This is a genomic window from Sedimentimonas flavescens, from assembly GCF_019264375.1.
GTDB lineage: Bacteria > Pseudomonadota > Alphaproteobacteria > Rhodobacterales > Rhodobacteraceae > Rhodobacter > Rhodobacter flavescens.
This window is the reverse complement of the sequence record NZ_JAHVAI010000001.1, coordinates 295,754-319,576: the sequence shown is the minus strand read 5'-3', so window position 1 is coordinate 319,576 and position 23,823 is coordinate 295,754. Positions and strand designations below refer to the sequence as shown.

Below are 23,823 nucleotides of genomic sequence, written 5' to 3'. Positions count from 1 at the left end.
AAGCCCTGTATCAGCAGAAAATTGCACTTTGTGATCACAGGCTGAAAAAGTGTGATCACAAATGCCGCAGTGCAGCATTGCCTGCGAGCGATAACGACTCGGGTTGCGCCTCTGAGCGGGCGGTGCGAAAGTCGCCGCGGCCAAGAAATGCACGAGAAAACGATGCCCGAAACCGCTGTTCTGCCCAGTTGGGGAGTGGTTGCCACGATCGACGAACCTCCTGCGTTGGTTGCTGCATTCGTGGCGTATCATCTCGCGGTCGGCGCGCGAGAGGTGCATGTTTTCCTGGACCGGCCGAACCCCGAGACCGAGGCGCTGCTGCACGGTGTTCCCGGCGTTGTGCTGCGCCATTCCGGCGATGATGGATGGGTGCGCGGCTGGAAAGCGCTCCGGCCCGTGCGACACGAAACGCGGCAGAAATACAATGCAACGCGTGCGCTGGCCGAGGCGGGGCTGGACTGGCTGGTTCATTGCGACGCCGACGAATTCGTGCACCCGCAAAGGTCCTTCGCGCTTGATCTGGCCTCCGCGGGCCCCGAGAAGGCCTGGATCAAGTTTGAGGTCGAGGAGCGTTGCTTTCTGCGCCGCCGCCCGCGTGCTTTGTTCGAAGGTGTCTTCCGTTCGCCTTGGCCCGATTTCGAGGAGGACGGCGCCGAGATCTACGGCGACCGGGCGCGGTTTCTCAACCGAGGCGTGGCGGCGCATTCGGCGGGCAAAAGCTGTACCCGCGCCGCCGAAGGGCGGGTGATCGGCGTGCATTATCCGCTGGCCCATTGGGATGATAGCCGCAACACACTGCCTTATCGGCCCTCGTATAATGCGCGGCTGCGCCATTTCGACGGGCTGACGCCGCTGCATTACATTCTCAAGATTCTGCGACGGGCCACGACAGAGGTCCGCGGCCAGCCGATCCCCCATGGCGCGCCGCGTCTGGCGCAGATGGCGGCGGCCGCCCGGCGGGTGCGCAACCCCGAGGGGCTGGCGCGGCTATGGTGGAAGGTGCTCGGGCTGCGCAAGCCCGAGGCCGAGGCTCTGGAAGCGCGCGGGATGCTCACGCGCGGCGACACGGGGATCGAGGCAACGGTGACGGAGCTGTTCGGCGCGCGCGTGGATCTGAGCCCCGCGGCTTTCGACCGCGCGCTGGTGGTGCATCAGGCCGAACTGATCGACCAGTTGCACGACCGGCTGGGCTTCGACCCCGCGCCGCTGATGCTCAGTTCAGAAACACCATGAACAGCGGCGCCTCGCCCGACACCAGGCGTTCGAATTGCAGCATGTTCTGCGCGGTGACCTGGGGGGCATCGCTCAGATAGGGCAGGGCGGCCCAACCCTGGAACCAACCGACGATATCGACCGGGCGCGGCTCGGTGAAGAGCTTCGATATATCGAGACCGGGTGGCACCTGCGTGGTGGCGCGGCCAAAGAAGATGTCTTTCGGATAGGGCGCGGCAAGGCGGCCGGTCAGCAGCCCCTCGGCATCGTCGAGCACCGCAAGCCAGCTGGCGCCGATCCCTTTGGGGAAGGTCAGCCCGGTAGCCGAAACCTGAGCGTCATTCGGGATCCATTCGCGGTCATTGTCCGTCTCCTGCGCCACCAGCGCCCAGAAGCGGCGGTTCTCGGACACCATCGACAGGTAGTGATCGCGCGCGGCGAGGGTGCGCGTGGCGTCGGGTTCGTGCCGCAGCGTGCCATCGACGATCGCGAACATGTCGACAAAGTTCGAATAGCCATAGGGATCGGACTCGTTGTCTTTCTTGCGCAAGATCGCGCTTGCCTCACCTACCCGGGCAATCGCCGGGGCGGGGTCATAGGCCCGGATCATCTGCGTCGTGCCGGAGATGAGATGCGTATAGGCTGCAAGCCAGGGCGCATCGGCGGCGTCGAAACGCACGGCGGGCAGCGCGCCTTGGGTCTGCTGGCGCTCTTGCCATTGCCAGCCGAAGAGTACCGGCCCCGCGATGTCGCTGAGCGATTCCGCCAGACCGCGCTTGCCGTCGCCATCCGCATCGAGCCACAGATCGGCGAAATCAAGCTCGAACCCGAAGGCGCTGTCGTCGGGAAGATCGGCCAGCGCGGCGCGGGCGCGCTCCATCCCGGCAAGCGTGTCGTCGAGGATCGCGGTGATCTCGGCAGGGTCGAGTTGGCGCGGGTTGGGGTTGTTGCCAAGCTGCCCGGCCATGCCGAATATCATGTCCATGCCGCGCCCCATGCCGACCTGCCAGCGCAGCTGGTAGACGCGCTCCAGCGCGGCCAGAAATTCAAGCCCGCCGATGGCAAAGCGTTCCTCATCGGTGGGCGTGGGCAGGGCCGAAAGGCGGGCGAGTGTGGCGGTGATGCCGGTTTCGCCGATCTCGGCGCTCAGGCCGGTGCCCGCGAGGGCCGGAATGGGCAGGATGGCAAGGGCCGAGGCGAGCAGCAGGCGGCGCATGGCGGGTTCTCCTCACGAAATGCAAAGGCTTAAATGCAAAAGGCGCACCCGGGGGGTGCGCCTTCCACTGTAACCGCTGATCGGCGATCAGGCCAGCGACGGGTCGATGCCCTTGCAAGCCGCGACGAGGCCTTTGACCGCATCGACCGACTTGTCGAACATCACCTGCTCGTCTTTGTTGAGCTTGATGTCCACGATCTTCTCGATGCCGCCGGCGCCGATGATGGTGGGAACGCCGACATACATGCCGTTCAGGCCGAAGGCGCCATCGACATAGGCCGCGCAGGGCAGCAGGCGCTTCTGGTCTTTCAGATAGGCTTCCGCCATCTCGATGGCCGAGGTGGCCGGGGCGTAGAAGGCCGAGCCGGTCTTGAGCAGGCCGACGATCTCGGCGCCGCCGTCACGGGTGCGCTGGATGATCGCGTCGAGCTTCTCTTGCGTGGTCCAACCCATTTCGACCAGGTCCGGCAGCGGGATGCCGGCGACGGTCGAGTAGCGGGCCAGCGGAACCATGGTGTCGCCGTGGCCGCCCAGAACGAAGGCGGTGACGTCGCGCATCGAGACGTTGAATTCGGTCGCCAGGAAGTGGCGGAAGCGCGCGCTGTCCAGAACGCCGGCCATGCCGACGACTTTCTCGGCCGGCAGGCCCGAGAACTGCTGCAGCGCCCAGACCATCGCGTCGAGCGGGTTGGTGATGCAGATCACGAAAGCGTTCGGGGCGTGCTTGGCGATGCCTTCGCCGACCGACTTCATGACCTTGAGGTTGATGCCCAGCAGGTCGTCGCGCGACATGCCCGGCTTGCGCGGAACGCCCGCGGTCACGATGCAGACGTCGGCGCCGGCGATGTCGGCGTAATCGTTGGTGCCTTTGAAGGTGCCATCGAAGCCTTCGGACGGACCGGATTCGGCGATGTCGAGGGCTTTGCCCTGGGGCGTGCCTTCGGAGATGTCGAACAGAACGACGTCACCGAGTTCTTTGATCGCGGCGAGATGGGCGAGCGTGCCGCCGATCTGACCGGCACCGATAAGGGCAATCTTGGGTCGGGCCATGGAATTCCTCCAAAGTCAGGTGGGTTGGGTTGAGCTGACGCGGCATGGGTTAGCCCTTTGCGACCAGTCTGGCAAGGGCGGGGTGGGCAGCTGCGGCGCTAACGGTGCAATTGTATGCCATTGTGCACCGAAATATTCGTTCGTGGTGGCGCTAAAATTTTTAAGAAAGCCCCCTGTCAAACCGCTCCCGGTCTTTTACCAAACCAAAAGACCCCGCGTTTCGGGGCCGATTCTCTGCGGGGGCCGATGGATCTGGACAGTTGGGGATGGGCGATGGCGGTGCTGGCCGCCATCTCGGTCGGCATGGCCAAGGGCGGCCTGCCGATGGTCAGCTCGCTCTCGGTGCCGCTGCTGGCGGGGGTGATGAACCCGGTTGCGGCGGCGGGCCTGCTGCTGCCGGTCTATATCGTGTCGGACATGTTCGGGCTGATTGCCTACCGCAAGGAATTCGACAAGCGCGTGCTCAAGATCATGGTGCCCGCCACGGCGATCGGGGTGGGGATTGGCTGGACCACGGCTTCTTATGTGCCCGAGCGCGTCTCGACCGGCCTTGTCGGCCTGATCGGTGTGGTCTTCGCGCTGAACGCGATCCTGCGGCCAAGACTGGGCGCAGCGGCCGAGCCGAAGGTTGGGCCGGGGATGTTCTGGGGCGCGATCACCGGCTTCACCAGCTTCATCAGCCATTCCGGCGCACCGCCCTATCAGGCCTATACGATCCCGCTGAACCTGCCGCGCACGGTATTCGCCGGCACCTCGACCATTCTCTTTGCATGGGTCAACGCAATCAAGCTGATCCCCTATGCGGCCCTTGGGCAGCTCAACCTGGGCAGCCTGAAACTGGCGCTGGTGCTGGCGATCCCGGCCGCGGTCTCGGTCTTCCTGGGAGTGCGCCTCGTGCGGATCATCCCGCATGAGATGTTCTACAAGCTGGTCACCTGGGCGCTCTTGCTGATCTCGGCCAAGCTGCTCTGGGGCGCGATTCTGGCCTGAGATGCTGACGTAATTCTGCATTGCGGCATTTCTGGGCTTGCCGATTCTGTCTCGTTTATGCTCTTTGGCGAAAGATTGTTGCGAGGAGAGAATCATGACTGCCCGCCCCTACCGCTCGGTTCTGTATATTCCCGGCTCGAAAGAGCGTGCGCTGGAAAAGGCGACCGGCCTTGCCTGCGACGCGATCATCTTCGACCTCGAAGACGCCGTTGCGGTGGATGAGAAGGTCAATGCGCGCTCTACCCTCGCCAAAGCGCTCAAAGAGGCCGACTATGGCCAGCGCGCCCGCATCGTGCGGGTCAACGGGCTGGATACCGAATGGGGCCGCGATGACATCCTGGCCTTTGCCGCCGCGATCCGCGAGGGCGCCAAGGTCGATGCGATCCTGATCCCGAAAGTGTCGAAAACCGCCGACCTCGATGCCGTCGCCGATCTGATCCAGGGCGTTCCGCTCTGGGCGATGATGGAGACTGCGCTTGGCATGATCAACGCCGCCGAGATCGCCGCGCATCCGCGGCTTGAGGGCATGGTGATGGGCACCAATGACCTCGCCAAGGAACTGCAAAGCCGCTTCCGCGCCGACCGCTTGCCGATGATGGCGGGTCTGGGTCAGTGCCTGCTGGCCGCCAAGGCCTATGGCAAGATTATCGTCGATGGCGTCTTCAATGCCTTCAAGGACGAAGAGGGCCTCAAGTTCGAATGCGATCAGGGCCGCGACATGGGCTTTGATGGCAAGTCGCTGATCCACCCGGCGCAGCTGGAGATCGCCAACACGGCCTTTGCGCCCTCGGAAGCCGAGATCGACCTGGCGCAGCGCCAGATCACCGCTTTCGAAGAGGCCGAGAAACAGGGCCTTGGCGTTGCGGTCGTGGATGGAAAGATCGTCGAAAACCTGCATATCGTGACCGCGCGGCAGGTTCTCGCGAAAGCGGAGGCGATTGCCGCTCTGAGCAACTGAGGGGCAAATTATGGCTATCCTGATCCTTGGCGTCCTGCTGTGGGCGCTGCCGCATCTGGCAAAACGTATCGTTCCGGGCTTTCACCGCAACCTCAAGGGGGCCGAACGCCCGATGGTCGCGGGGCTGGTTCTGGTGGGCGTGCTGCTGATGGTGGTGGGCTACCGCGCGGCCGACGGGGCGATCTTCTGGGGGCGCTCGGCGCCGCTCGCGGGGATCAACAACCTGCTGATGCTCGTTTCGGTCTATCTGTTCGCTGCGGCGGGAATGCAGACGGCCGTCGCGCGCAAGATGCGCCACCCGATGCTGAGCGCGATGATCCTGTGGTCGGTGGCGCATCTGCTGGTGAACGGCGATGTGCCCAGCTTCGTGCTGTTCGGCGGCCTCGCCCTCTGGGCTGTGCTGGAGATGGTGCTGATCAACCGCGCTGCGCCCGGCTGGACGCCGCCCAAGCCGGTTCCGGCGAAGAAAGAGGCGATGGCCGCCATTGGCGCGCTGGTCGTCTACGGCGCCATGGCCGGGGTGCACTACGCTCTTGGCTATCCTGCATTCGGGTGATGCGATGAAACTCTACCGCCTTCTGACCGACGATGACACCTCGGCCTTCTGCCACAAGGTCTCGCTGGCCCTGTCCAAGGGCTGGGAGCTGCATGGCGACCCGTCCTATGCCTATGACGCGGGCAAGGGCGTGATGCGTTGCGCGCAGGCCGTCACCAAGGTCGTGCCGGGGGACTATCACCCCGACCTCAAACTGGGAGAACAATGATGGCTAAGACCAATCCGGGCCGCTTTTTCGAGGATTACAAGGTCGGGCAGGTGATCCGCCACGCCGTGCCGCGCACCGTCTCGGGGGGCGAGCGGGCGATGTATCACGCGCTCTACCCGGCGCGCAGCGCGCTCTATTCAAGCGACGAGTTCGCCCGTGTCAGCGGTCTGCCCTCGGCCCCGATCGACGATCTGGCGGCCTTCCATGTTGTCTTCGGCAAGACCGTGCCGGATGTCTCGCTGAACGCGGTCGCGAACCTTGGCTATGCCGAAGGCCGCTGGCTGCGCCCGGTCTATCCGTGCGACACGCTGCGCTCGGAAAGCGAGGTGATCGGCGTCAAGGAGAACTCGAACGGCAAGTCGGGCGTGGTCTATGTCCGCACCACGGGCCTTAATCAGTATGACCACAAGGTCATGGAATATGTCCGCTGGGTCATGGTGCGCAAAGGCGATCTGTCGGCCCCCGCGCCCGAAGCGGTGGTGCCGAACCTCGCCAAGGTGGTGGACCCGAAGGATCTGGTGGTGCCGACCGGGCTCGATTTCTCGAACTACGATTTCGAACTGGCGGGCGAGCCGCATCGCTGGGGCGATTACGAAGTGGGCGAAAAGATCGACCACGTCGATGGCGTCACCATCGAAGAGGCCGAGCACATGATCGCCACGCGCCTGTGGCAGAACACCGCCAAGGTGCATTTTGACGCGACTTTCCGCGAGGATGGCAAGCGGCTGATCTATGGTGGCCATGTCATCTCGATGGCGCGCGCGCTGTCGTTCAACGGGCTGGCCAACGCGCAGATGATCGTCGCACTGAACGGCGGCGCCCATGCCAACCCGTGCTTTGCGGGCGATACGGTCAAGGCCTGGTCCGAGGTGCTCGACAAGGCTGAGACGGGTGCGCCGGGCGTCGGCGCGATCCGGCTGCGGCTGGTGGCAACCAAGCAGGGCGCCGCGCCTTTCGCCTACAAGGGCGAAGACGGCAGATACGCCCCCGAGGTGCTGCTTGACCTCGATTATTGGGCGCTGATGCCGATCTGATCGCGAGGCGCGGGTTTTTCGGGCTTTTTCGGCGTCCGTTTCCGGCGGGCGCCGTTCTCTTGCCGGGTCGCGGGGGCCAGAGACTCACCCTGCGGCGCCGTCGGGTCTGATAGCGGCAACATGTGATCACGGCCTGAAAATTCGTGATCACAAATGCCAATTTTCCGCATTCAATGCACCGAAATGGGCATTTCCTCTATTCTCTTTGCGTGACTTGCGCAAAAATTGCGTTATTGAGAAAGCGCAATTCCGGCCAACCCCGACCGCGCAGCCACCTCAGGCAGCGCCTCAGATCGGGGCCTAGCGACAGAGGGACCCAAAATGGCTGAAGTGAAACGGGTTGAACGGCCCCTTTCCCCCCATCTGCAGATCTACCGCCCGCAGTTGACGTCTTTCACCTCGATCCTGACGCGGATCACCGGCAATGCGCTCATCGTGGGCGTTCTGCTGGCAGTGTGGTGGCTGCTCGCGGCGGCGACGAGCCCTGCATATTTCGAAATGGCGAATGCCGTGGCCACCTCGTGGTTCGGCGACCTGATCTTCACCCTGTCGGCCTGGGCGCTGTGGTATCACTACCTCGCCGGCCTGCGTCACCTGTATTTCGACGCCGGCAAGGGCCTCGACATCGAGACGGCCGAGAAGCTCGGCATGGGCATGATCGTCGGTTCGGTCGTTCTGACCATCATCACTCTCATTCTGGTCTGAGGAGCATCCCCATGCGTTACCTGACCGCCCGCAAGCGCGCCGAAGGCAAGGGCGCGGCCCACACCGGAACCGAGCACCACTGGTTCATGACCGTGACCTCGGTCGCGCTCGCTTTCCTGATCCCGGTTTTCGTCATCGTGTTCGGGCGCGCGCTCGGCCAGCCGGCCGAAGGCGTGATCGCCACTTTCTCGCATCCCTTCCCGGCGATCCTGACCGCGCTGACCGTGTTCGTCGGCATGCGCCACTTCGCCAAGGGTGCGCAGATGATGATCGAGGACTACGCCCAGGGCCCCACCCGCAAGGCGCTGATCATCCTCGCTTCTTCCATTTCCTACATCGTCATCGCTGTCGCGCTCTACGCGCTGGCCAAGCTGACGATGGTCGGCTTCCTCTTCGAAGCCATGCACTGAGACAGGACCAGACAGATGGCAGCTTACACTTACGAGACGCATGAATATGACGTCGTGGTCGTGGGCGCGGGCGGCGCGGGTCTGCGCGCTACCCTCGGCATGGCGGAACAGGGCCTGCGCACGGCCTGTGTGACCAAGGTCTTCCCGACCCGCTCGCACACCGTGGCGGCGCAGGGCGGCATCGCCGCCTCGCTTGGCAACATGGGCCCGGACAGCTGGCAGTGGCACATGTTCGACACCGTCAAGGGGTCGGACTGGCTGGGCGATACCGACGCGATGGAATACCTCGCGCGCGAAGCCCCCAAGGCGGTTTACGAGCTTGAGCACTACGGCGTGCCGTTCTCGCGCACCGAAGAAGGCAAGATCTACCAGCGTCCGTTCGGCGGCCACACCACCGAATTCGGCGACGGCCCGCCCGTGCAGCGTACCTGCGCCGCGGCCGACCGCACCGGTCACGCGATCCTGCACACGCTCTACGGCCAGTCGCTCAAGAACAACGCCGAGTTCTTCATCGAGTATTTCGCCATCGACCTGATCATGTCGGATGACGGCGTGTGCCAGGGCGTGGTCTGCTGGAAGCTCGACGACGGTACCTTCCACGTCTTCAACGCCAAGATGGTCGTTCTGGCCACCGGCGGTTACGGCCGCGCCTATTTCTCGGCGACCTCGGCGCATACCTGCACCGGCGACGGTGGCGGCATGGTGGCCCGTGCGGGCCTTGCGCTGCAGGACATGGAATTCGTGCAGTTCCACCCGACCGGCATCTACGGCTCGGGCTGCCTCATCACCGAGGGCGCGCGCGGCGAGGGCGGTTACCTGACCAACAGCCAGGGCGAGCGCTTCATGGAGCGTTACGCTCCCCACTACAAGGATCTGGCGCCGCGTGACTATGTCTCGCGCTGCATGACCATGGAAATCCGCGAAGGCCGCGGCGTGGGCGAGCATGGCGACCATATCCACCTGAACCTGTCGCACCTGCCGGCCGAAGCACTGGCCGAGCGTCTGCCGGGCATCTCGGAATCGGCGAAGATTTTCGCCGGTGTGGACGTCACCAAAGAGCCGATCCCGGTTCTGCCGACCGTGCACTACAACATGGGCGGTATCCCGACCAACTACTGGGGCGAGGTGCTGAACCCGACCGCAGCGAACCCGACCGCCGTCGTTCCGGGCCTGATGGCCGTGGGTGAAGCCGGTTGCGCCTCGGTGCACGGTGCGAACCGTCTCGGCTCGAACTCGCTGATCGACCTCGTGGTCTTCGGCCGCGCCGCCGCGATCCGCGCCGGTCAGGTTGTCGATCCCAAGGCCCGCAACGGCGCGCTCAACCAGGCGTCGGTGGATAAGGCCTTCGATCGCTTCGACGGTCTGCGCAACGCCACGGGTTCGATCCCGACGGCCGATCTGCGCCTTGAGATGCAGAAGACCATGCAGGCTGACGCCGCCGTGTTCCGCACCGACAAGACCCTGGCCGAAGGCGTCGAGAAGATGACCGCCATCGCCGCCAAGCTCTCGGATCTGAAGGTCACCGACCGTTCGCTGATCTGGAACTCGGACCTGATGGAGACGCTGGAGCTGACGAACCTGATGCCGAACGCGCTGGCGACTATCGTCGGCGCCGAGGCCCGTAAGGAATCGCGCGGCGCCCACGCTTCGGAAGATCATTCGACCCGCGACGACGAGAACTGGCGTGTGCACTCGGTGATGCGCGTGGACGGCAACAAGGTCGACCTGACCTACCGTCCGGTCATCGTCGATCCGCTGACCACCGAAGCCGAAGGCGGCATCAGCCTCGCGAAGATCGCGCCCAAGGCGCGTACCTTCTGATGGCGAAAGGGCTGGCATATGGGCTTTTGGCCGCGGGGGCGCTTGCGCTCGCGGCCTGTGGGCCGATCCCGGTGGATCAGGCCGAGGCACAGTGCCGCGACATGCTCCGCCCGGTCAGCGGCGAGGCCAAGATCGGTGTCAACCAGGACCGCGCGGTCTACGACATCGACATGAAGCTGCAGGTCTCGACGATGATGGGCGGCGATCCGTCCAACGCCTATAACCGCTGCGTATATAACAAATCCGGCCAGTTCCCGACGCGGCCGTATTATTCCCGCTAGGATACGAAGGGATCGAAAATGGTTCAGTTCACGCTTCCCAAGAACTCGAAAATCCGCGTCGGCAAGACCTGGCCGAAGCCGGAAGGCAAGAATGTCCGCAAGTTCCAGATCTACCGCTGGGATCCGGACACCGGTGAAAACCCGCGGGTCGACACCTATTTCCTCGATATGGACAAGTGCGGCCCGATGGTTCTGGACGCGCTCATCAAGATCAAGAACGAGGTCGATCCTACCCTGACCTTCCGCCGCTCGTGCCGCGAGGGGATCTGCGGGTCCTGCGCGATGAACATCGACGGGATCAACACGCTGGCCTGTATCTACGGCCTCGACGAGATCAAGGGCGACGTCAAGATCTACCCGCTGCCGCATATGCCGGTGGTCAAGGACCTGATCCCGGACCTGACCCACTTCTACGCGCAGCACGCCTCGATCATGCCCTGGCTTGAGACCAAGACGAACCGTCCGGCCAAGGAATGGCGCCAGTCGATCGAAGACCGCAAGAAGCTCGACGGTCTTTATGAATGCGTTATGTGTGCCTCGTGCTCGACCTCGTGCCCGAGCTACTGGTGGAACGGCGACAAATACCTTGGGCCGGCGGCTCTGCTGCACGCCTATCGCTGGATCATCGACAGCCGCGACGAAGCCACCGGCGAGCGTCTGGACAACCTTGAAGACCCCTTCAAGCTGTATCGCTGCCACACCATCATGAACTGCGCGAAGACCTGCCCGAAGGGTCTGAACCCCGCCAAGGCGATTGCCGAAATCAAGCGCATGATGATCAACCGCCACGTCTGATCTGGCGCTTGGACACAATATTTAGGCCCCGGAGCGTCTCCGGGGCCTTTTTGTTGCGTTATGGCTTTAATGCTGCATTGCAGAAAAATCATATCACGCTTGCGGCATCAGGGCTTTCCTCTCGCGTCAAGCGGTCCTAAATGGGCGGTAGGGAGGAACTCGTGCAGCAAGGAGTTCCAAGATGACTGTCCTTAAGTTCGTGAAGAAGTCGGAGCGTGACCTCGCACAGGAAGCCCTGCAGGTCCTCGAAGAAGCCTACGCGTATTACACCCCCGAGGCCAAACCGGTGAGCGCCGGTTCCGATCTGCCCAGCGAAACCCCGCTTGAGCAGATGTATGGCTATTATTCGGCAGCTTGAGCCCTGAACGAAATTCACGGAAAGCCCCGGAGCCTCGGTTCCGGGGCTTTTCTTTTCCGAGGCGGCGGGCACGATGGCGCAAAAGGAATCGCCATGAAACTTGTCCATCCCGAACATGCTCCGCCCGCCGATGCCGAGGCGCGCCGTGCCATCGCCCCGGTGATCTGTTATCCGGTGGATGCGCTGCCCGGCTCCGATCTTGCCGCCTATCGCGCCGCGCGGGCGGGTTGGGAGAAGACGTCCGAGGTGATCGTTCCGCCGCGCGAGGCAAGCTGTTTCGAGGTTCCCGCCGGGCATTTCTTTCGTATCGTTTCCGTCGAGGGGCCGCAGGTCGGCGATCTGAACCTTTGGTCGGCGGATCTGTCCGAGCGGTTCTATTCGGGCAAAACGCGGGCGCTGCATGGCACGCATCTGAGCACCGGGGATCGGCTCTGGTCGTCCTTTCCGACCCTGCGGCCGATGGCGACGATCACCGAGGACACGCTGGATTGGTATGGTTTCGATGCTTTCGGCGGCTCGGTCCATGACGTGATCGGGACGCGCTGCGATCCCTATACGCATTGCCTGCTGTCGGACGGCGGGCAGTATCATCATTGCTGCCATTCGAACCTTACTCGGGCGCTGGCCGATGCGCGTGGGCTGTCCTTGCCCGAGGCCGAGCGCCACGTGCATGACGTGCTCAACGTCTTCATGTGCACGGGCTTCACACGTGAGACCGGGCAGTACTTCATGAAGGCCTCTCCAGTGCGCCCTGGGGATTATCTGGAGTTCTTCGCTGAGATCGACCTGCTCGGCGCGCTGTCGGCTTGCCCGGGCGGGGATTGCTCGGCCGAGCACTCCTCGGACACGGCGCACTGCTATCCACTGCTGGTTGAAGTGTTTCGGCCATCAGCACCGCCAGCAGGTTGGGCGCGGCCAGCGACGAGCGGATATGACCGTAGCCACGGGCGGTAAGCGGGGCAGGGGGCTGTCTGCCCCCTCTTCGGCTGCGCCGAATTCACCCCCGAGGATATTTTACCCACATTGAAGGGTCAGGGGCTATCGGGACTGCCCAGTTCGGCTTCGAGGAACCGCTCGAACGCGTCGAGGTCGATGGGTTCGAACTGACCAAAGCCTTGGATCCAGATAGTCGCGTCGCGCAGGGCGTGGGGCTCTAGCTTGCACCATTTCACCCGCCCGCGCTTTTCCTGGGTGATCAGACCGGCGTCGGCCAGGATCGAGAGGTGCTTGGAGATCGCGGCGAGCGACATCGAGAAGGGCTCGGCCACGTCGGTGACGGCCATGTCGTCTTCGAGCAGCATGGTCAGGATGGCGCGCCGTGTCGGGTCCGCAAGGGCGGCGAAAATGGCATCGAGCGGGGAGGCGGCGGCGCTGGTCATGCACAAGTCATGGGGCAGGCTCGAAAAAACGTCAACCAATCGGTTGAATGTGCGATTTCGGCCGGATTTGCTTGGCGGCCGGCAGCTGCGCGATGAAGGCATTTTGAAACTCTTTTAATATCAGTGCGTTGGATAGGTTTCGCGCTGGCGCTAACGGCGTTGACTCACGCGGGTGTGACGTCTATCAAGCTCGAGAGTTTAAGCGGGGGCCGCCCATGTCCGATCGTCCCTCTGACGAGCCTGATCCCGACCGCCTTGAGGCGCTGGAGAAACGGCTGGCAGAGGCGAAAGCGGCGCGGGCGCCCAAGCCGCGGGTCGATACCAAAGCCGCGCAGGCGAACCTTGCCTGGCGAATGGTGATCGAGATGGTTTCGGGGCTGGGGATCGGCTTCGGCATCGGATACGGGCTTGATGTGCTGATCGGCACGCAGCCCTGGATGATGTTGCTGTTTACGATCCTTGGACTCGTGGCGGGGGTGCGGGTGATGCTGCGATCCGCCGAAGAGATGAACAAGGAACGCCCGGCTGCGAATGCAGCCGATGAAGAGGGAAGATAGACGTGTCGGAAGCTAGCGGCGAAGGCCTGATGTTCCACCCGATGGATCAGTTCATCGTGAAGCCTCTCTTCGGTGAGGGGCCGGTCCACTGGTACACCCCCACCAACGCTTCGCTTTGGATGGTTCTGGGTGTTGTCGGCATCATTCTGATGCTGGTCGTGGGCACCCGTGGCCGGGCCATCGTGCCCTCGCGCGGTCAATCGGTCGCCGAGCTTGCCTATGGCTTCATCCACAAGATGGTAGAAGACGTGGCTGGCAAGGACGGGCTGAAGTTCTTCCCCTACATCTTTACGCTGTTCCTCTTCATCGTGTTCTCGAACTTCCTCGGGCTGCTGCCCAAGGCCTTCACCCCCACCTCGCACATCGCCGTGACGGCCGTGCTGGCGGTTCTGGTTTTCGTGACCGTGACCGTGGTGGGCTTCGTGAAGAACGGCGCTTCTTTCCTGAGCCTGTTCTGGGTCAGCTCGGCGCCGCTGGCGCTGCGCCCGGTGCTCGCGCTGATTGAGGTGATCTCCTACTTCGTGCGTCCGGTCAGCCACTCCATCCGTCTTGCGGGTAACATGATGGCCGGCCACGCCGTTATCAAAGTGTTCGCGGCCTTCGCTCCGCTGATCCTCATGTCGGGTATCGGCATTGTCGTGACCCCGCTGTCGATCCTGGCGATCACCGCGATGTACGGCCTCGAAATCCTGGTGGCTTTCATCCAGGCCTATGTCTTCACGATCCTGACCTGCGTCTACCTGCGCGACGCTCTGCATCCGCACCACTAAGGTCCGGGATCCTCGAAAACCAATTCTGCCAATTCCAACCTCAAGGAGTACGAACATGGAAGGCGATATCGTTCAAATGGGTGCTTACATCGGCGCTGGCCTGGCCTGCATGGGCATGGGTGGGGCTGCTGTCGGTGTGGGCAACGTTGCCGGCAACTTCCTGTCGGGCGCTCTGCGTAACCCGTCGGCCGCCGCTGGCCAGACCGCCACGCTGTTCATCGGCATCGCGTTCGCGGAAGCCCTGGGGATCTTCTCGTTCCTCGTCGCGCTTCTGCTCATGTTCGCCGTCTGATCCCTTTTCGCATCCTTGCGGTCGGATGGACCTAATGGGTCCATCCGGTAATTGAAGGGTCCAGGGGGACGACATGGCTAACGAACACGAAGCGGCCAACATGGCGCATGACGCGGGTGCCGTTGCAGCGGAAGCTGCGGGTCACGCCGCTGAGTCCGCTGGCATGCCGCAACTCGATTTCTCGACCTTCGGGAACCAGATCTTCTGGCTCCTGGTGACTCTGGTCGTGATCTATTGGGTGCTGTCGCGCATCGCCCTGCCGCGCATCGCTGCGGTTCTGGCAGATCGTCAGGGGACCATCGCCGGTGATCTCGCGGCTGCGGAAGACTACAAGCTGAAGGCCAAGGACGCCGAGGCAGCCTATGAAAAGGCGCTCGCCGATGCCCGCGCCCAGGCCCAGAAGATCGTTGGGGAAGCCCGCGCCGAGATCCAGAAGGAACTCGATGTGGCGACCGCCAAGGCAGATGCCGAAATCTCGGCGCGTGCTGCGGAATCCGAAGCCCGGATCACCGAAATCCGCGCCGGTGCGCTGGAGGCGGTGGAAGCCGTCGCCCGGGACACCGCTGCCGAGATCGTGTCGACTCTGGGTGGCAAGGCTGACGCGTCCGCTCTGGCCGAGGCTGTCGGCGCACGGCTGAAGGGGTAAGATGATGAAGAAACTTTCGTTCCTCCTCATTCTCGCCGCGCAGCCCGCTCTGGCCGCATCCGGTCCGTTCTTCTCGCTGCGCAACACCGACTTCGTCGTCACGATCGCGTTTCTGATCTTTGTTGCCGTGGTCCTGAAGGCCAAGGTTCCGGGGATGCTGGGCAAGCTGCTCGACAAGCGCGCCGCTGGCATCAAGGCCGACCTCGAAGACGCGCGGGAACTGCGTGAGGAGGCTCAGTCGATCCTGGCCACCTATGAGCGCAAGGCCCGTGAGGTTCAGGCGCAGGCCGACGAGATCGTGGTTGCCGCCAAGCGTGACGCCCAAGCTGCGGCCGAGCAGGCCAAGGCCGATCTGCGCAACTCGATCGCGCGTCGCCTGAAGGCGGCCGAGGATCAGATCGCCTCTGCCGAAGCTTCGGCGCTGAAAGAGGTCAAGGACCGTGCCGTGCTGGTGGCGATCGCCGCTGCGGGCGAGGTCATGGCCAAGCAGATCTCGGCGAAGGACAAGGCTGGCATGATCGACGCCGCCATCGCCGATGTCGAAACGCGTATGCACTGAGCGACAGATACATGAATGAAAAACCCGGCCTCGCGGCCGGGTTTTTTTATGTCTTTTCGGATTGATGTCTTAGGCGCAACTGCGCCAGCGCCTCGTGGCGTTCGGCCTTTCGCTGATCGTGCAGCGCGGTTTCGACGAATTCCATATGGGTTGCCACCGCTGCCCGCGCGGCCGCGCCGTCGCGCGCCTGGATGGCCGTGTTGATGGCGCGGTGTTGTTCCAGCAGCGCATCGCGCGTCGGGCGATTGCGGAACATGACCTGGCGGTTATAGAACACCCCCTCCTGCAGCAAATCGAACATCGCGCGCATCATGTGCAGCATGATGACGTTGTGGCTGGCCTCGACGATTGCCATGTGGAACAGCGCATCCAGCGCGGCTTCATCGGCGGGGTTGCGCTTGGAATGCACCGCCTCCATGCGCCGGAACAGCGTGTCGATCACTTCGAGATCGGTGTCGGAGCCGAGCCGCGCCGCGCGTTCGGCGGCCATGCCCTCGATATCCTTGCGGAAGGAGAGGTAGTCGAAAACCGCCTGATCGTTCTGGGCAAACAGGCGTATCAGCGCGGGGGAGAAGGCCGACCCCAAGACATCCGCCACGAAAATCCCCGATCCGGCGCGCGTGGTCAGCAACCCGACCTCTTGCAACTCCGCGACGGCTTCGCGCAGCGACGGGCGTGAGACGTCCAGCCGCTCTGACAGTTCGCGCTCGGATGGCAGCCGTTCGCCGGGGCGCAGGATACCCTGCAAGATCAGGCCTTCGATCTGCCGGACGACGGCAGAGGCCAGCTTCTCGGACTCGATTTTCTGAAATGGCATCTTTCCCCCCTGTGGTCAAAATGTATGACCGCATTTCGGGGCGGGCAATGAAAATCGGTAAAATAGTAAGGCCGGGCAAAGCCCGGCCTTCAAGGTTGTCGGTCCGCCGCTTACCTGTTCGGGCGGATGATGAACTCGACCCGACGATTCTGGGCGCGGCCCTCGGGGGTCAGGTTCGAGGCGATGGGCTGATCCTCGCCACGGCCATAGGCCACGACGCGGTGGCGCGGCACTCCGGCCCCGATCAGGATATTCGCGACCGAGTTGGCGCGATCCTGCGACAGGCGCTGGTTGTAGCGCGCATCGCCCGTGTTGTCGGTGTGGCCGATGACCTCGACGGTGGTGTCGGGATAGCGGTTCAGGCTGCCGGCGAGCGTGTAAAGGTCGCGCTGCAGGTCGGGGCGCACGGCAGAGCTGTCGATGGCGAAAAGCACATCCTGCGGCATGGTCACGACCAGCTCCGAGCCGGTGTTGACGACGGAAACCCCGTTGGTGTCGAGGTCGCGGCGCAATTCCTGTGCCTGCTTGTCGAGTTGGTTGCCGATCACGCCGCCGATCATGCCGCCCACGGCCGCGCCTGCCAAAGTCTTGGTCAGGCGCTCGTCACCGTCGGCCGTTGCGCCGAGAACGCCGCCGATCAGGGCGCCGGTCACCGCTCCGGTGTTGCGGTTCTGGTTGGGATTGTAGGCGCCGTCGGTCGGCGTACAGGCGCTGAGGGCTGCGATGCCGGGAACGCCGAGAAGCAGGAGGTGTGATTTTTTCATGTAACTGCCTTCGTCTTGGCCCCGCATGGGGGCGTCCTCGACTTATTACGCGAAGCGCGAAGGATTGTTTCATAATATCTGCGCGAGCGGCGGTATTCTGCGCATCACAACTGGGCGAGTGCGGGTTCCGCAGCCTCGGCGCGCGCGGCCTCCCAGGCCAGCATGGCGCGCTTGACGGGCAGGCCCCAGTGATAGCCGCCCAAGGCGCCCGACTTGCGCAGGGCCCGGTGGCAGGGGATCAGGAACGAGATCGGATTACGCCCGACCGCCGTGCCCACGGCCCGCACCGCGCGAGGGGAACCGATCGCCTCGGCGATGTCGGAATAGGTGGTCACCTGCCCCGAGGGGATCGAGAGCAACGCCTCCCAGACCTTGATTTGGAAGGGCGCCCCGATCAGCGTCAGCGGCGCGTCGCCGCGCCCCGAAAGCGCTGCCTCGACCCAGGGCCGGATCGCCTCGGGGTCTTCGCGCAAATCGGCGCCGGGCCAGCGCTGGACCAGATCGGCGAAGGCGCCCTTGAACCCCATCTCGGCGGTGAAGGCCATCCCGCAAAGGCCGCGCCCGGTCGCCATGGCGATGGCTTCGCCGAAGGGCGATGGGAAGCGCCCCCAACGGATCGTCAGCCCCGCCGCACCGCGCGCGAACTCGCCCGGTGTCATCGCTTCCCACCGCAGGATCAGGTCATGCAGTCGCCCGGTGCCCGACAGGCCCGCGCCCTCGGCCACCTGATCGAGGGGCAGCCGGCGGGCAAGCATCTCGCGCGCGAGCGACAGGCTGAGGTATTGCTGATAGCGCTTGGGCGAGACCCCGACCCAGGCCGAGAAGAGGCGCTGGAAATGCGCCTCGCTCATCCCCAGCCGGGCGGCCAGAGACGTCAGCGGCAGGGGTTCGCCTGACGCCTGTGCGCTGTCTATGGCCTCAAGCGCGCGAGCGATGACGCGATAGTGGTAGCTTTGCTCTTCGGACTGGGCGTGGGTCATGGGGCCTCCTTGCTCCCATTCTAGGGCGCGCGTGGCCGCCTTGCGACCCGAAAGCTGCGGTTTCGCGCGCTCCACCTCTTGCCCGAGACGGTCGGGGCGGGCATAGCAAGGCCATGGTCAGACAGCTTGAATATAGAGACATGCAAGAGGTGTTCCGCCGGTTCGAGGCGGGCGAGCCCCACCCGAAAGGGGAGCTTGAGCACACCAATGCCTTCACCCTTCTGGTCGCCGTTGCGCTTTCGGCGCAGGCCACCGATGTGGGCGTGAACAAGGCCACCCGCGCGTTGTGGCCCATTGCCGATACGCCCGAAAAGATGCTGGCGCTTGGTGAGGAAGGCCTGACCGAGCATATCAAGACCATTGGCCTCTTTCGGCAGAAGGCCAAGAATGTCATCAAGCTGAGCCGGATCCTGGTCGAGCGGTTCGATGGTCAGGTGCCTTCGTCGCGCGCCGCGCTGGTCAGCCTGCCGGGCGTCGGGCGCAAGACGGCGAATGTCGTGCTGAACATGTGGTGGGGCCATCCGGCGCAGGCGGTGGACACGCATATCTTTCGCGTCGGCAATCGCTCGGGCATATGCCCGGGCAAGGATGTCGATGTGGTCGAGCGCGCCATCGAGGATAACGTGCCCGTCGAATACCAGCGCCACGCGCATCACTGGCTGATCCTGCACGGCCGGTATATCTGCGTCGCGCGCAAGCCAAAATGCGGTGCCTGTCACATTCGTGACCTGTGCCAGTTCGAGGAGAAGACCCTGTGAAGAAGTATCAGGTTGTCGGGATCGGCAACGCCATCGTCGATGTGATCGCGCAATGCGACGACAGCTTTCTCGAGATGATGGGGATCGAGAAGGGCATCATGCAGTTGATCGAGCGCGAGCGCGCCGAAACGCTTTATGCCGCGATGAAGGATCGCACGCAGGCGCCCGGCGGCTCGGTCGGGAACACGATCGCGGGGCTGGGGAATCTGGGCCTGAGCGCTGCCTATATCGGCCGCGTGCGTGACGATGCACTGGGTCGGTTCTACGAGGTTGCGCTGAATGGCGAGGGGACGGATTTCCCGAACCGCCCGGTGCCCAAGGCCGATCTGCCCACCTCGCGCTCGATGATCTTCGTGACGCCGGATGGCGAGCGGTCGATGAATACCTATCTGGGGATCTCTGCCGAGGTCTCGACCGAGGATGTGTCGCTGAACGTGGTCGAGAACGCCGAGCTTCTGTTCCTTGAGGGCTATCTGTTCGACAAGGATCACGGGAAGGCAGCGTTCCTGAAGGCCGCGCAGGGGTGTCACCGCGGTGGCGGCAAGGCGGGGATTTCGCTGTCGGACCCGTTCTGTGTGGATCGGCACCGCGCCGATTTCCGTCGCCTTGTGCGCGAGCAGATGGATTACGTGATCGGGAATGAGCACGAATGGGCCTCGCTCTACCAGACCGATCTGGAGAGTGCGCTGATGCAGGCAGCCTCGGAATGCGGGCTGGTGGTCTGCACGCGCTCGGGCGCCGATGTGCTGATCCTGCGCGGAGATGAGCGGGTCGAGGTGCCGGTGCATCGCATGGTCCCGGTGGATACGACCGGGGCGGGCGATCAGTTCGCGGCCGGGTTCCTCTATGGTTACGCGACGGGGCAGAGCCTGGAGACCGCCGGGCGGATGGGCTGCATCGCGGCGGCCGAGGTGATCAGTCATTTCGGCGCACGGCCCGAGAGCGACATCAAGGCACTGTTCCGCGATCAGGGCCTCATCTGAAGACGAGGGGGCGCTGCCCCCTCACCCCCGAGGTATTTGGGCCAAGAAGAAAGGGTCAGGGCGCGAGCAGTTCGGCAAGAACCAGCGCCATGACCTTGGCCGAATCCGCCATATCGGTAATGCCGACCCATTCGTCGGGTTGGTGCGCAAGCTCGAGCAGGCCGGGCCCGTAGGCGATACAGTTCTTCAGCCGGCCGATGCGGTCGATATGCTTCTGGTCATAGGTGCCGGGGCTGACGACATAGGCAGCCTCGCGGCCCAGCACGGCCTCGATCGCGGCGGCGGTCGAGCGCACGACCGGGGCGTCGCGGTCAGTCATGGTGGGCTGCACTTCGAAGAGGTCGCGAATCTCGTAGCTGAAGCCGGGGCGGCGGGCGCGAATATGCTCCATCATCGCGGTGATCTCGGATTTCACCTCGTCGATCTGTTCTTCGATCAGGAAGCGGCGGTCGATGACGATGCGGCAGCGGTCGGCCACGCAGGGGGCGGGAAGGCCGGTGAAGTCGGGCGCTTGCTCGGGCGCGCCGCCGTGGATCGCGTTGACGTTGAGCGTGGACTGGCGCGCGCCTTCCGGGATCACCGGCATTTCGGTGCGTTTGGAGGCGAGCAGCGGGTAGAGCGTTTCCTCCATTTCCGTCAGAACCGCGCTCATGTGCCGGATGGCGCTGTCGCCGAGGAAGGGCATCGAGCCATGGGCGATACGACCGTGCGTTTCGATCTCGGCCCACCAGACGCCGCGATGGCCGAGGCAGATCTGATCCTTGTGCAGCGGTTCGGGGATGATGACGTGCTGGACGCGCTCGGGGGCGAAGTAGCCTTTGGTTGCGAGGTAAGCTACGCCGCCGTAGCCGCCCGATTCCTCGTCGGCGGTGGCCGAGATCTCGATGGCGCCGTGATAGTCGGGGCAGGCGGCGATGAAGGCCTCTGCGGCTATGACCGAGGCGGCGAGGCCCCCCTTCATGTCGCAAGCGCCGCGGCCGTAGATTCGGTCGCCCTCGATCTCGCCGCCAAAGGGATCGCGGGTCCAGCCGTGTCCGAGTTCGACCACGTCGTGATGCGAGTTGAAATGCACGCAATCGCCCGGTGCCGCGCCTTCGCGGCGGGCGACGAGGTTCCAGCGCGGGTAGGTGTCGCTGTCGCCCGGCGCGTCATGGGCGCGGATCAGCTCGACCTGGAAGCCCTGCCGCGCGAGGCGCTCGGCGAGGTAGTCGCAGATCTCGCGGTAATGCCGGCCCGGCGGGTTGAGCGTGGGAATGCGGATCAGGTCTTGCGTCAGCGCGACCAGCTCGTCGCGGCGCGAGTCGATCTCCAGTTTGATCAGGGTGTTCAGGTCCATGGCGCAAGGCTAGCTGCGATGAGGGCGGAGGTGCAACCGAAAGCTGTGGCGGGGCGGAGCGGTTTTCGGTAGCCTTTCGGTGGCGGGGTCTGGAAATTGCGGCGAGGCCTCCCCAGATTTGTGAAAGTGATTAACATCGGAGGGTGCGATGGCCGGTTTCGACGCGCAGATTCAGCAAAGCCAGAAGCAGGTGGCGGAGGCGCAGGCGCGCATTACCGAGATGACCACGCGGATCGAGGCGGCGAAAGCCAAGGCCGACGCGGGTGAGCAGTTTGCGCTGGATATCGAGAACGCGACGCTGGCGGATGTGCAGGCCCATGCCGATGCGATGAACGCCAATATCGCCGAACTGATCATGGGGCTCGACGATGTGACGGCCGGTTTCTCGCGCGATTTTGAGGAGTTGCGCACCAAGACCGGCTGGGAGAGCTTTGTCGGTATGTTCGCCCGGCAGAAATCCGAGGCGATGCGGGCAGAGCGTTTGCGGGCGGCCTCGATCGACGCGAAACTGCAGGACCTGATCGCCAAGTCCGACACGATCGTCAAGTTGCTTGAAGGGCAGCTGGCGGTGCTGAACGATCAGAAGGGCAAGGTCGAGACCAATCTGTCGGCAACGCTGGCGGATCGCGAAACCACCGTGGCCGATCTGGAGACCGTGCGCGCCGAGATTCTGGCGATTGACCCGAAAATCATCGAGTTGGAGAACAAGATCTCGGTCGAGCAGGACGCGGCGGCGCGCACCCGGCTGGAGACCGAGCTGGCTGCTTTGAACCAGCGCTACAATGCCATGGTGCAGGACGAGCAGGTCAAACTGGCCAAGTCGCAGACGCTGGAGCGCTATATCGAGAAGGGCAAGACCTGGGTGGACAGCCTGACCAACCAGGCGGCCACGCAGATGGTGCTGATCAACAAGTTGGCCACCGACACGCAGCAGCGCGTGGTGCTGTACGATGCGCTGACCAAGTCGCTCAAGACCGCGCAGCAGCAGGACATCGCGCACCGGATCAATGAGATCGGTGTGCAGACCGATCAGGAGGCGCAGACCGCCATGGCCGGGATTGGCGCCGCGACCAATTCGAAGATGGCCGAGATGCTGGAGGCGCATGAGGGCCATATGGTCTTTGCCCGAAAGGTGCTGGAGCAGAAGGCGAAGGCAGACGAGCGGTTCGCCCGTCGTTTCGCCGAGATTGTCGAGAAACACGACAAGAACCTCTACGGTGGCTAAGTGCCCAAGACCGATCTGACCAACGATCATCACGTCCTGAAGGACGAATTCGCCGCCCGGCGCTACTTTGCCAAGTTCGAGCGGATCACCCGGATCATGTCGGGTGTGGCTCGGCAGATGGAGGGGGAGTTGCCGGGTTCGGATACGGCGATCCTTGCGGGCTATGCCGAGGCGGTGGCAGCGACGTTCCGGGCGCTTTCGCTGAAATACCTGATCGCGGGCCGGATTGTCGGGCCCGCGCGGCGGCACCTGACGATTGACCTGCATGAGAGCGGCTTTCCGATCTTTCAGGAACTGGTCTCGATGGCCAATGACGCAGCGCAGGCTGCCGGGACGCTGACGGGTATGGCCGGGGTCGAGGATCTGAAGGATCGCATGGTGCGCCGCATCGTGGGTGAGCGCGCCGTGCCGACCGATCTGCAATTCGCCCTGAGCCAGCGGCTTTACTACGAGGCGCTGGCAGCGAGGGGGCAGTTCTGGGCGCAGATGCATCCGGTGGCCGAGTGGCGGGGCGATCTGCCGCGCGGGCGGCGCGCCTACAAGCTGCATTGGGCGGTTTATGACAGCCAGCTTAATGTGCCGGTGGTCTATATTCTTGATGTCGAGGATAGCGGCCGCACCGCCCTGCCCAAGGACATTGGCCGGTGGGAGCAGGTGCGCGCGCATCTGATGGCGCAGTCGGTGGGCGGGTTGAAGCTGATCACCATTGCCAAGGGCTTTGATGCCGATTTCGGCGATCTGCATCCCAAGGGGCTGCGCCGGATGCATCTGGGGCCGATGTATTCCTCGGCCTATACCTTGCAGAGCGGGCCGATCCGGGAGGTGCTGGAAGATGCCCGCGCGCCCGCAGGCGAGGACTGGGCGCTGGCCTGGGCCATCGAGGAGCTGGAGGCCGAGCGGGTTGAGGTCGAGAAGGGCTGGTTCAGCGAGACCGAGCGGCAGGTGTTCCGGCTCGATCCGTTCTCGGGGGTGGGGGAGGATCATGGGGCGACGCGGTTGCGCCGTGCGCTGATCCTGCCACAGCGGCCGTTCCAGGTGCTGGCCGAGAAAGATCCGCCGGGGTTTCGGGATGTGCGCAAGTTCGTGGTCGGCGCGGGCGACCGGGTGATGGTTTACGGCTGAGGCCCGGGAAAGGGGGCGCTGCCCCCTCGGGCCTCGCGGCC

29 protein-coding genes are annotated in these 23,823 nt (G+C 64.0%); 22 read left to right on the top strand and 7 right to left on the bottom strand.

Going from position 1 to position 23,823, the window contains the following annotated elements; genetic code table 11:
• Positions 1-162 precede the first annotated feature (162 nt).
• Entirely contained in the window at positions 163-1,233 is a 1,071-nt protein-coding gene (locus KTQ37_RS01680) for a glycosyltransferase family 2 protein (protein ID WP_218628725.1), read from the top strand.
• Here KTQ37_RS01680 and KTQ37_RS01675 read toward each other — a convergent pair.
• On the bottom strand, positions 1,214-2,428 hold the full coding sequence (locus tag KTQ37_RS01675) for a hypothetical protein (protein WP_218628724.1): 1,215 nt from the start codon (positions 2,426-2,428) through the stop codon (positions 1,214-1,216). The two genes, KTQ37_RS01680 and KTQ37_RS01675, sit on opposite strands and share 20 nt — an antisense overlap.
• 87 nt (positions 2,429-2,515) lie before the next feature.
• Entirely contained in the window at positions 2,516-3,478 is a 963-nt protein-coding gene (gene mdh, locus KTQ37_RS01670) for a malate dehydrogenase (protein WP_218628723.1), read from the bottom strand.
• A 252-nt stretch (positions 3,479-3,730) separates the two neighbouring features.
• On the opposite strand from mdh, the gene KTQ37_RS01665 reads away from it, so the two are divergent.
• The 12 genes from KTQ37_RS01665 (at position 3,731) to KTQ37_RS01610 (ending at position 12,548) form a co-directional block, all read left to right on the top strand.
• Positions 3,731-4,468 (top strand): sulfite exporter TauE/SafE family protein, encoded by a 738-nt coding sequence (locus KTQ37_RS01665; protein WP_218628997.1) that lies wholly within the window; start codon positions 3,731-3,733, stop codon positions 4,466-4,468.
• 94 nt (positions 4,469-4,562) lie between these two features.
• Entirely contained in the window at positions 4,563-5,426 is an 864-nt protein-coding gene (locus KTQ37_RS01660; protein WP_218628722.1) for an HpcH/HpaI aldolase/citrate lyase family protein, read from the top strand.
• Positions 5,427-5,436: 10 nt separating this feature from the next.
• The gene (locus KTQ37_RS01655; RefSeq protein ID WP_218628721.1) at positions 5,437-5,982 is read left to right on the top strand and encodes an NnrU family protein; all 546 of its coding nucleotides are present in this window, start codon (positions 5,437-5,439) and stop codon (positions 5,980-5,982) included.
• A 4-nt stretch (positions 5,983-5,986) separates the two neighbouring features.
• Entirely contained in the window at positions 5,987-6,190 is a 204-nt protein-coding gene (locus tag KTQ37_RS01650) for a DUF1737 domain-containing protein (RefSeq protein ID WP_218628720.1), read from the top strand.
• Positions 6,190-7,224 (top strand): MaoC family dehydratase, encoded by a 1,035-nt coding sequence (locus KTQ37_RS01645; protein ID WP_218628719.1) that lies wholly within the window; start codon positions 6,190-6,192, stop codon positions 7,222-7,224. The genes KTQ37_RS01650 and KTQ37_RS01645 overlap by 1 nt, the downstream gene beginning before the upstream one ends.
• A 321-nt stretch (positions 7,225-7,545) precedes the next feature.
• Positions 7,546-7,929, top strand: coding sequence for a succinate dehydrogenase, cytochrome b556 subunit (gene sdhC, locus KTQ37_RS01640; RefSeq protein WP_218628718.1), 384 nt, complete (start codon positions 7,546-7,548; stop codon positions 7,927-7,929).
• Positions 7,930-7,940: 11 nt separating this feature from the next.
• Positions 7,941-8,339: a succinate dehydrogenase, hydrophobic membrane anchor protein gene (gene sdhD, locus KTQ37_RS01635; protein WP_218628717.1), complete on the top strand. Its 399-nt coding sequence runs from the start codon at positions 7,941-7,943 to the stop codon at positions 8,337-8,339.
• Between the two features lie 15 nt (positions 8,340-8,354).
• Entirely contained in the window at positions 8,355-10,160 is a 1,806-nt protein-coding gene (gene sdhA, locus KTQ37_RS01630; RefSeq protein ID WP_218628716.1) for a succinate dehydrogenase flavoprotein subunit, read from the top strand.
• Positions 10,160-10,441: a hypothetical protein gene (locus KTQ37_RS01625; RefSeq protein ID WP_218628715.1), complete on the top strand. Its 282-nt coding sequence runs from the start codon at positions 10,160-10,162 to the stop codon at positions 10,439-10,441. The genes sdhA and KTQ37_RS01625 overlap by 1 nt, the downstream gene beginning before the upstream one ends.
• Positions 10,442-10,459: 18 nt before the next feature.
• Positions 10,460-11,236, top strand: coding sequence for a succinate dehydrogenase iron-sulfur subunit (locus KTQ37_RS01620; RefSeq protein ID WP_218628714.1), 777 nt, complete (start codon positions 10,460-10,462; stop codon positions 11,234-11,236).
• Positions 11,237-11,417: 181 nt separating this feature from the next.
• A complete protein-coding gene (locus tag KTQ37_RS01615) occupies positions 11,418-11,594 on the top strand; it encodes a hypothetical protein (protein WP_218628713.1) in 177 nt (58 codons plus the stop codon).
• A 93-nt stretch (positions 11,595-11,687) separates the two neighbouring features.
• Positions 11,688-12,548: an urea carboxylase-associated family protein gene (locus KTQ37_RS01610; protein WP_218628712.1), complete on the top strand. Its 861-nt coding sequence runs from the start codon at positions 11,688-11,690 to the stop codon at positions 12,546-12,548.
• Positions 12,549-12,625: 77 nt separating this feature from the next.
• Here the strand turns inward: KTQ37_RS01610 and KTQ37_RS01605 are convergent, their stop codons facing one another.
• The gene (locus tag KTQ37_RS01605) at positions 12,626-12,973 is read right to left on the bottom strand and encodes an ArsR/SmtB family transcription factor (protein ID WP_218628711.1); all 348 of its coding nucleotides are present in this window, start codon (positions 12,971-12,973) and stop codon (positions 12,626-12,628) included.
• A gap of 215 nt (positions 12,974-13,188) precedes the next feature.
• Between KTQ37_RS01605 and KTQ37_RS01600 the strand changes: the two genes are divergently transcribed.
• The 5 genes from KTQ37_RS01600 (at position 13,189) to KTQ37_RS01580 (ending at position 15,797) form a co-directional block, all read left to right on the top strand.
• Positions 13,189-13,530: an AtpZ/AtpI family protein gene (locus KTQ37_RS01600; protein ID WP_218628710.1), complete on the top strand. Its 342-nt coding sequence runs from the start codon at positions 13,189-13,191 to the stop codon at positions 13,528-13,530.
• 29 nt (positions 13,531-13,559) lie between these two features.
• Positions 13,560-14,300 (top strand): F0F1 ATP synthase subunit A, encoded by a 741-nt coding sequence (locus KTQ37_RS01595; protein WP_218628996.1) that lies wholly within the window; start codon positions 13,560-13,562, stop codon positions 14,298-14,300.
• Between the two features lie 55 nt (positions 14,301-14,355).
• Positions 14,356-14,592, top strand: coding sequence for a F0F1 ATP synthase subunit C (locus KTQ37_RS01590; protein ID WP_009157477.1), 237 nt, complete (start codon positions 14,356-14,358; stop codon positions 14,590-14,592).
• 73 nt (positions 14,593-14,665) lie between these two features.
• On the top strand, positions 14,666-15,238 hold the full coding sequence (locus KTQ37_RS01585; protein ID WP_375546094.1) for a F0F1 ATP synthase subunit B': 573 nt from the start codon (positions 14,666-14,668) through the stop codon (positions 15,236-15,238).
• A gap of 4 nt (positions 15,239-15,242) precedes the next feature.
• Positions 15,243-15,797, top strand: coding sequence for a F0F1 ATP synthase subunit B (locus tag KTQ37_RS01580; protein ID WP_218628994.1), 555 nt, complete (start codon positions 15,243-15,245; stop codon positions 15,795-15,797).
• A 46-nt stretch (positions 15,798-15,843) separates the two neighbouring features.
• Here the strand turns inward: KTQ37_RS01580 and KTQ37_RS01575 are convergent, their stop codons facing one another.
• From KTQ37_RS01575 to KTQ37_RS01565, 3 genes are all read right to left on the bottom strand, one after another.
• Positions 15,844-16,614 carry a FadR/GntR family transcriptional regulator gene (locus KTQ37_RS01575; protein WP_218628709.1) on the bottom strand — a complete coding sequence of 257 codons (771 nt, stop codon included), beginning with the start codon at positions 16,612-16,614 and terminating at the stop codon, positions 15,844-15,846.
• Positions 16,615-16,724: 110 nt separating this feature from the next.
• Complete coding sequence (locus KTQ37_RS01570) at positions 16,725-17,378, bottom strand: OmpA family protein (RefSeq protein ID WP_218628708.1); 654 nt, start codon at positions 17,376-17,378, stop codon at positions 16,725-16,727.
• Between the two features lie 104 nt (positions 17,379-17,482).
• Complete coding sequence (locus KTQ37_RS01565) at positions 17,483-18,358, bottom strand: methylated-DNA--[protein]-cysteine S-methyltransferase (RefSeq protein ID WP_218628707.1); 876 nt, start codon at positions 18,356-18,358, stop codon at positions 17,483-17,485.
• Positions 18,359-18,471: 113 nt separating this feature from the next.
• Between KTQ37_RS01565 and nth the strand changes: the two genes are divergently transcribed.
• Together nth and KTQ37_RS01555 are read left to right on the top strand one after the other, a co-directional pair.
• Entirely contained in the window at positions 18,472-19,116 is a 645-nt protein-coding gene (gene nth / locus KTQ37_RS01560; RefSeq protein WP_218628706.1) for an endonuclease III, read from the top strand.
• The gene (locus tag KTQ37_RS01555) at positions 19,113-20,099 is read left to right on the top strand and encodes an adenosine kinase (protein ID WP_218628705.1); all 987 of its coding nucleotides are present in this window, start codon (positions 19,113-19,115) and stop codon (positions 20,097-20,099) included. The genes nth and KTQ37_RS01555 overlap by 4 nt, the downstream gene beginning before the upstream one ends.
• A 55-nt stretch (positions 20,100-20,154) precedes the next feature.
• On the opposite strand, the gene KTQ37_RS01550 is transcribed toward KTQ37_RS01555, so the two are convergent.
• Positions 20,155-21,435 carry an acetylornithine deacetylase/succinyl-diaminopimelate desuccinylase family protein gene (locus tag KTQ37_RS01550; RefSeq protein WP_218628704.1) on the bottom strand — a complete coding sequence of 427 codons (1,281 nt, stop codon included), beginning with the start codon at positions 21,433-21,435 and terminating at the stop codon, positions 20,155-20,157.
• Between the two features lie 148 nt (positions 21,436-21,583).
• Here KTQ37_RS01550 and KTQ37_RS01545 point away from each other — a divergent pair, with 148 nt between their 5' ends.
• Together KTQ37_RS01545 and KTQ37_RS01540 are read left to right on the top strand one after the other, a co-directional pair.
• Entirely contained in the window at positions 21,584-22,660 is a 1,077-nt protein-coding gene (locus KTQ37_RS01545; protein WP_218628703.1) for a coiled-coil domain-containing protein, read from the top strand.
• Positions 22,661-23,782 carry a hypothetical protein gene (locus KTQ37_RS01540; protein WP_218628702.1) on the top strand — a complete coding sequence of 374 codons (1,122 nt, stop codon included), beginning with the start codon at positions 22,661-22,663 and terminating at the stop codon, positions 23,780-23,782.
• Positions 23,783-23,823 lie beyond the last annotated feature (41 nt).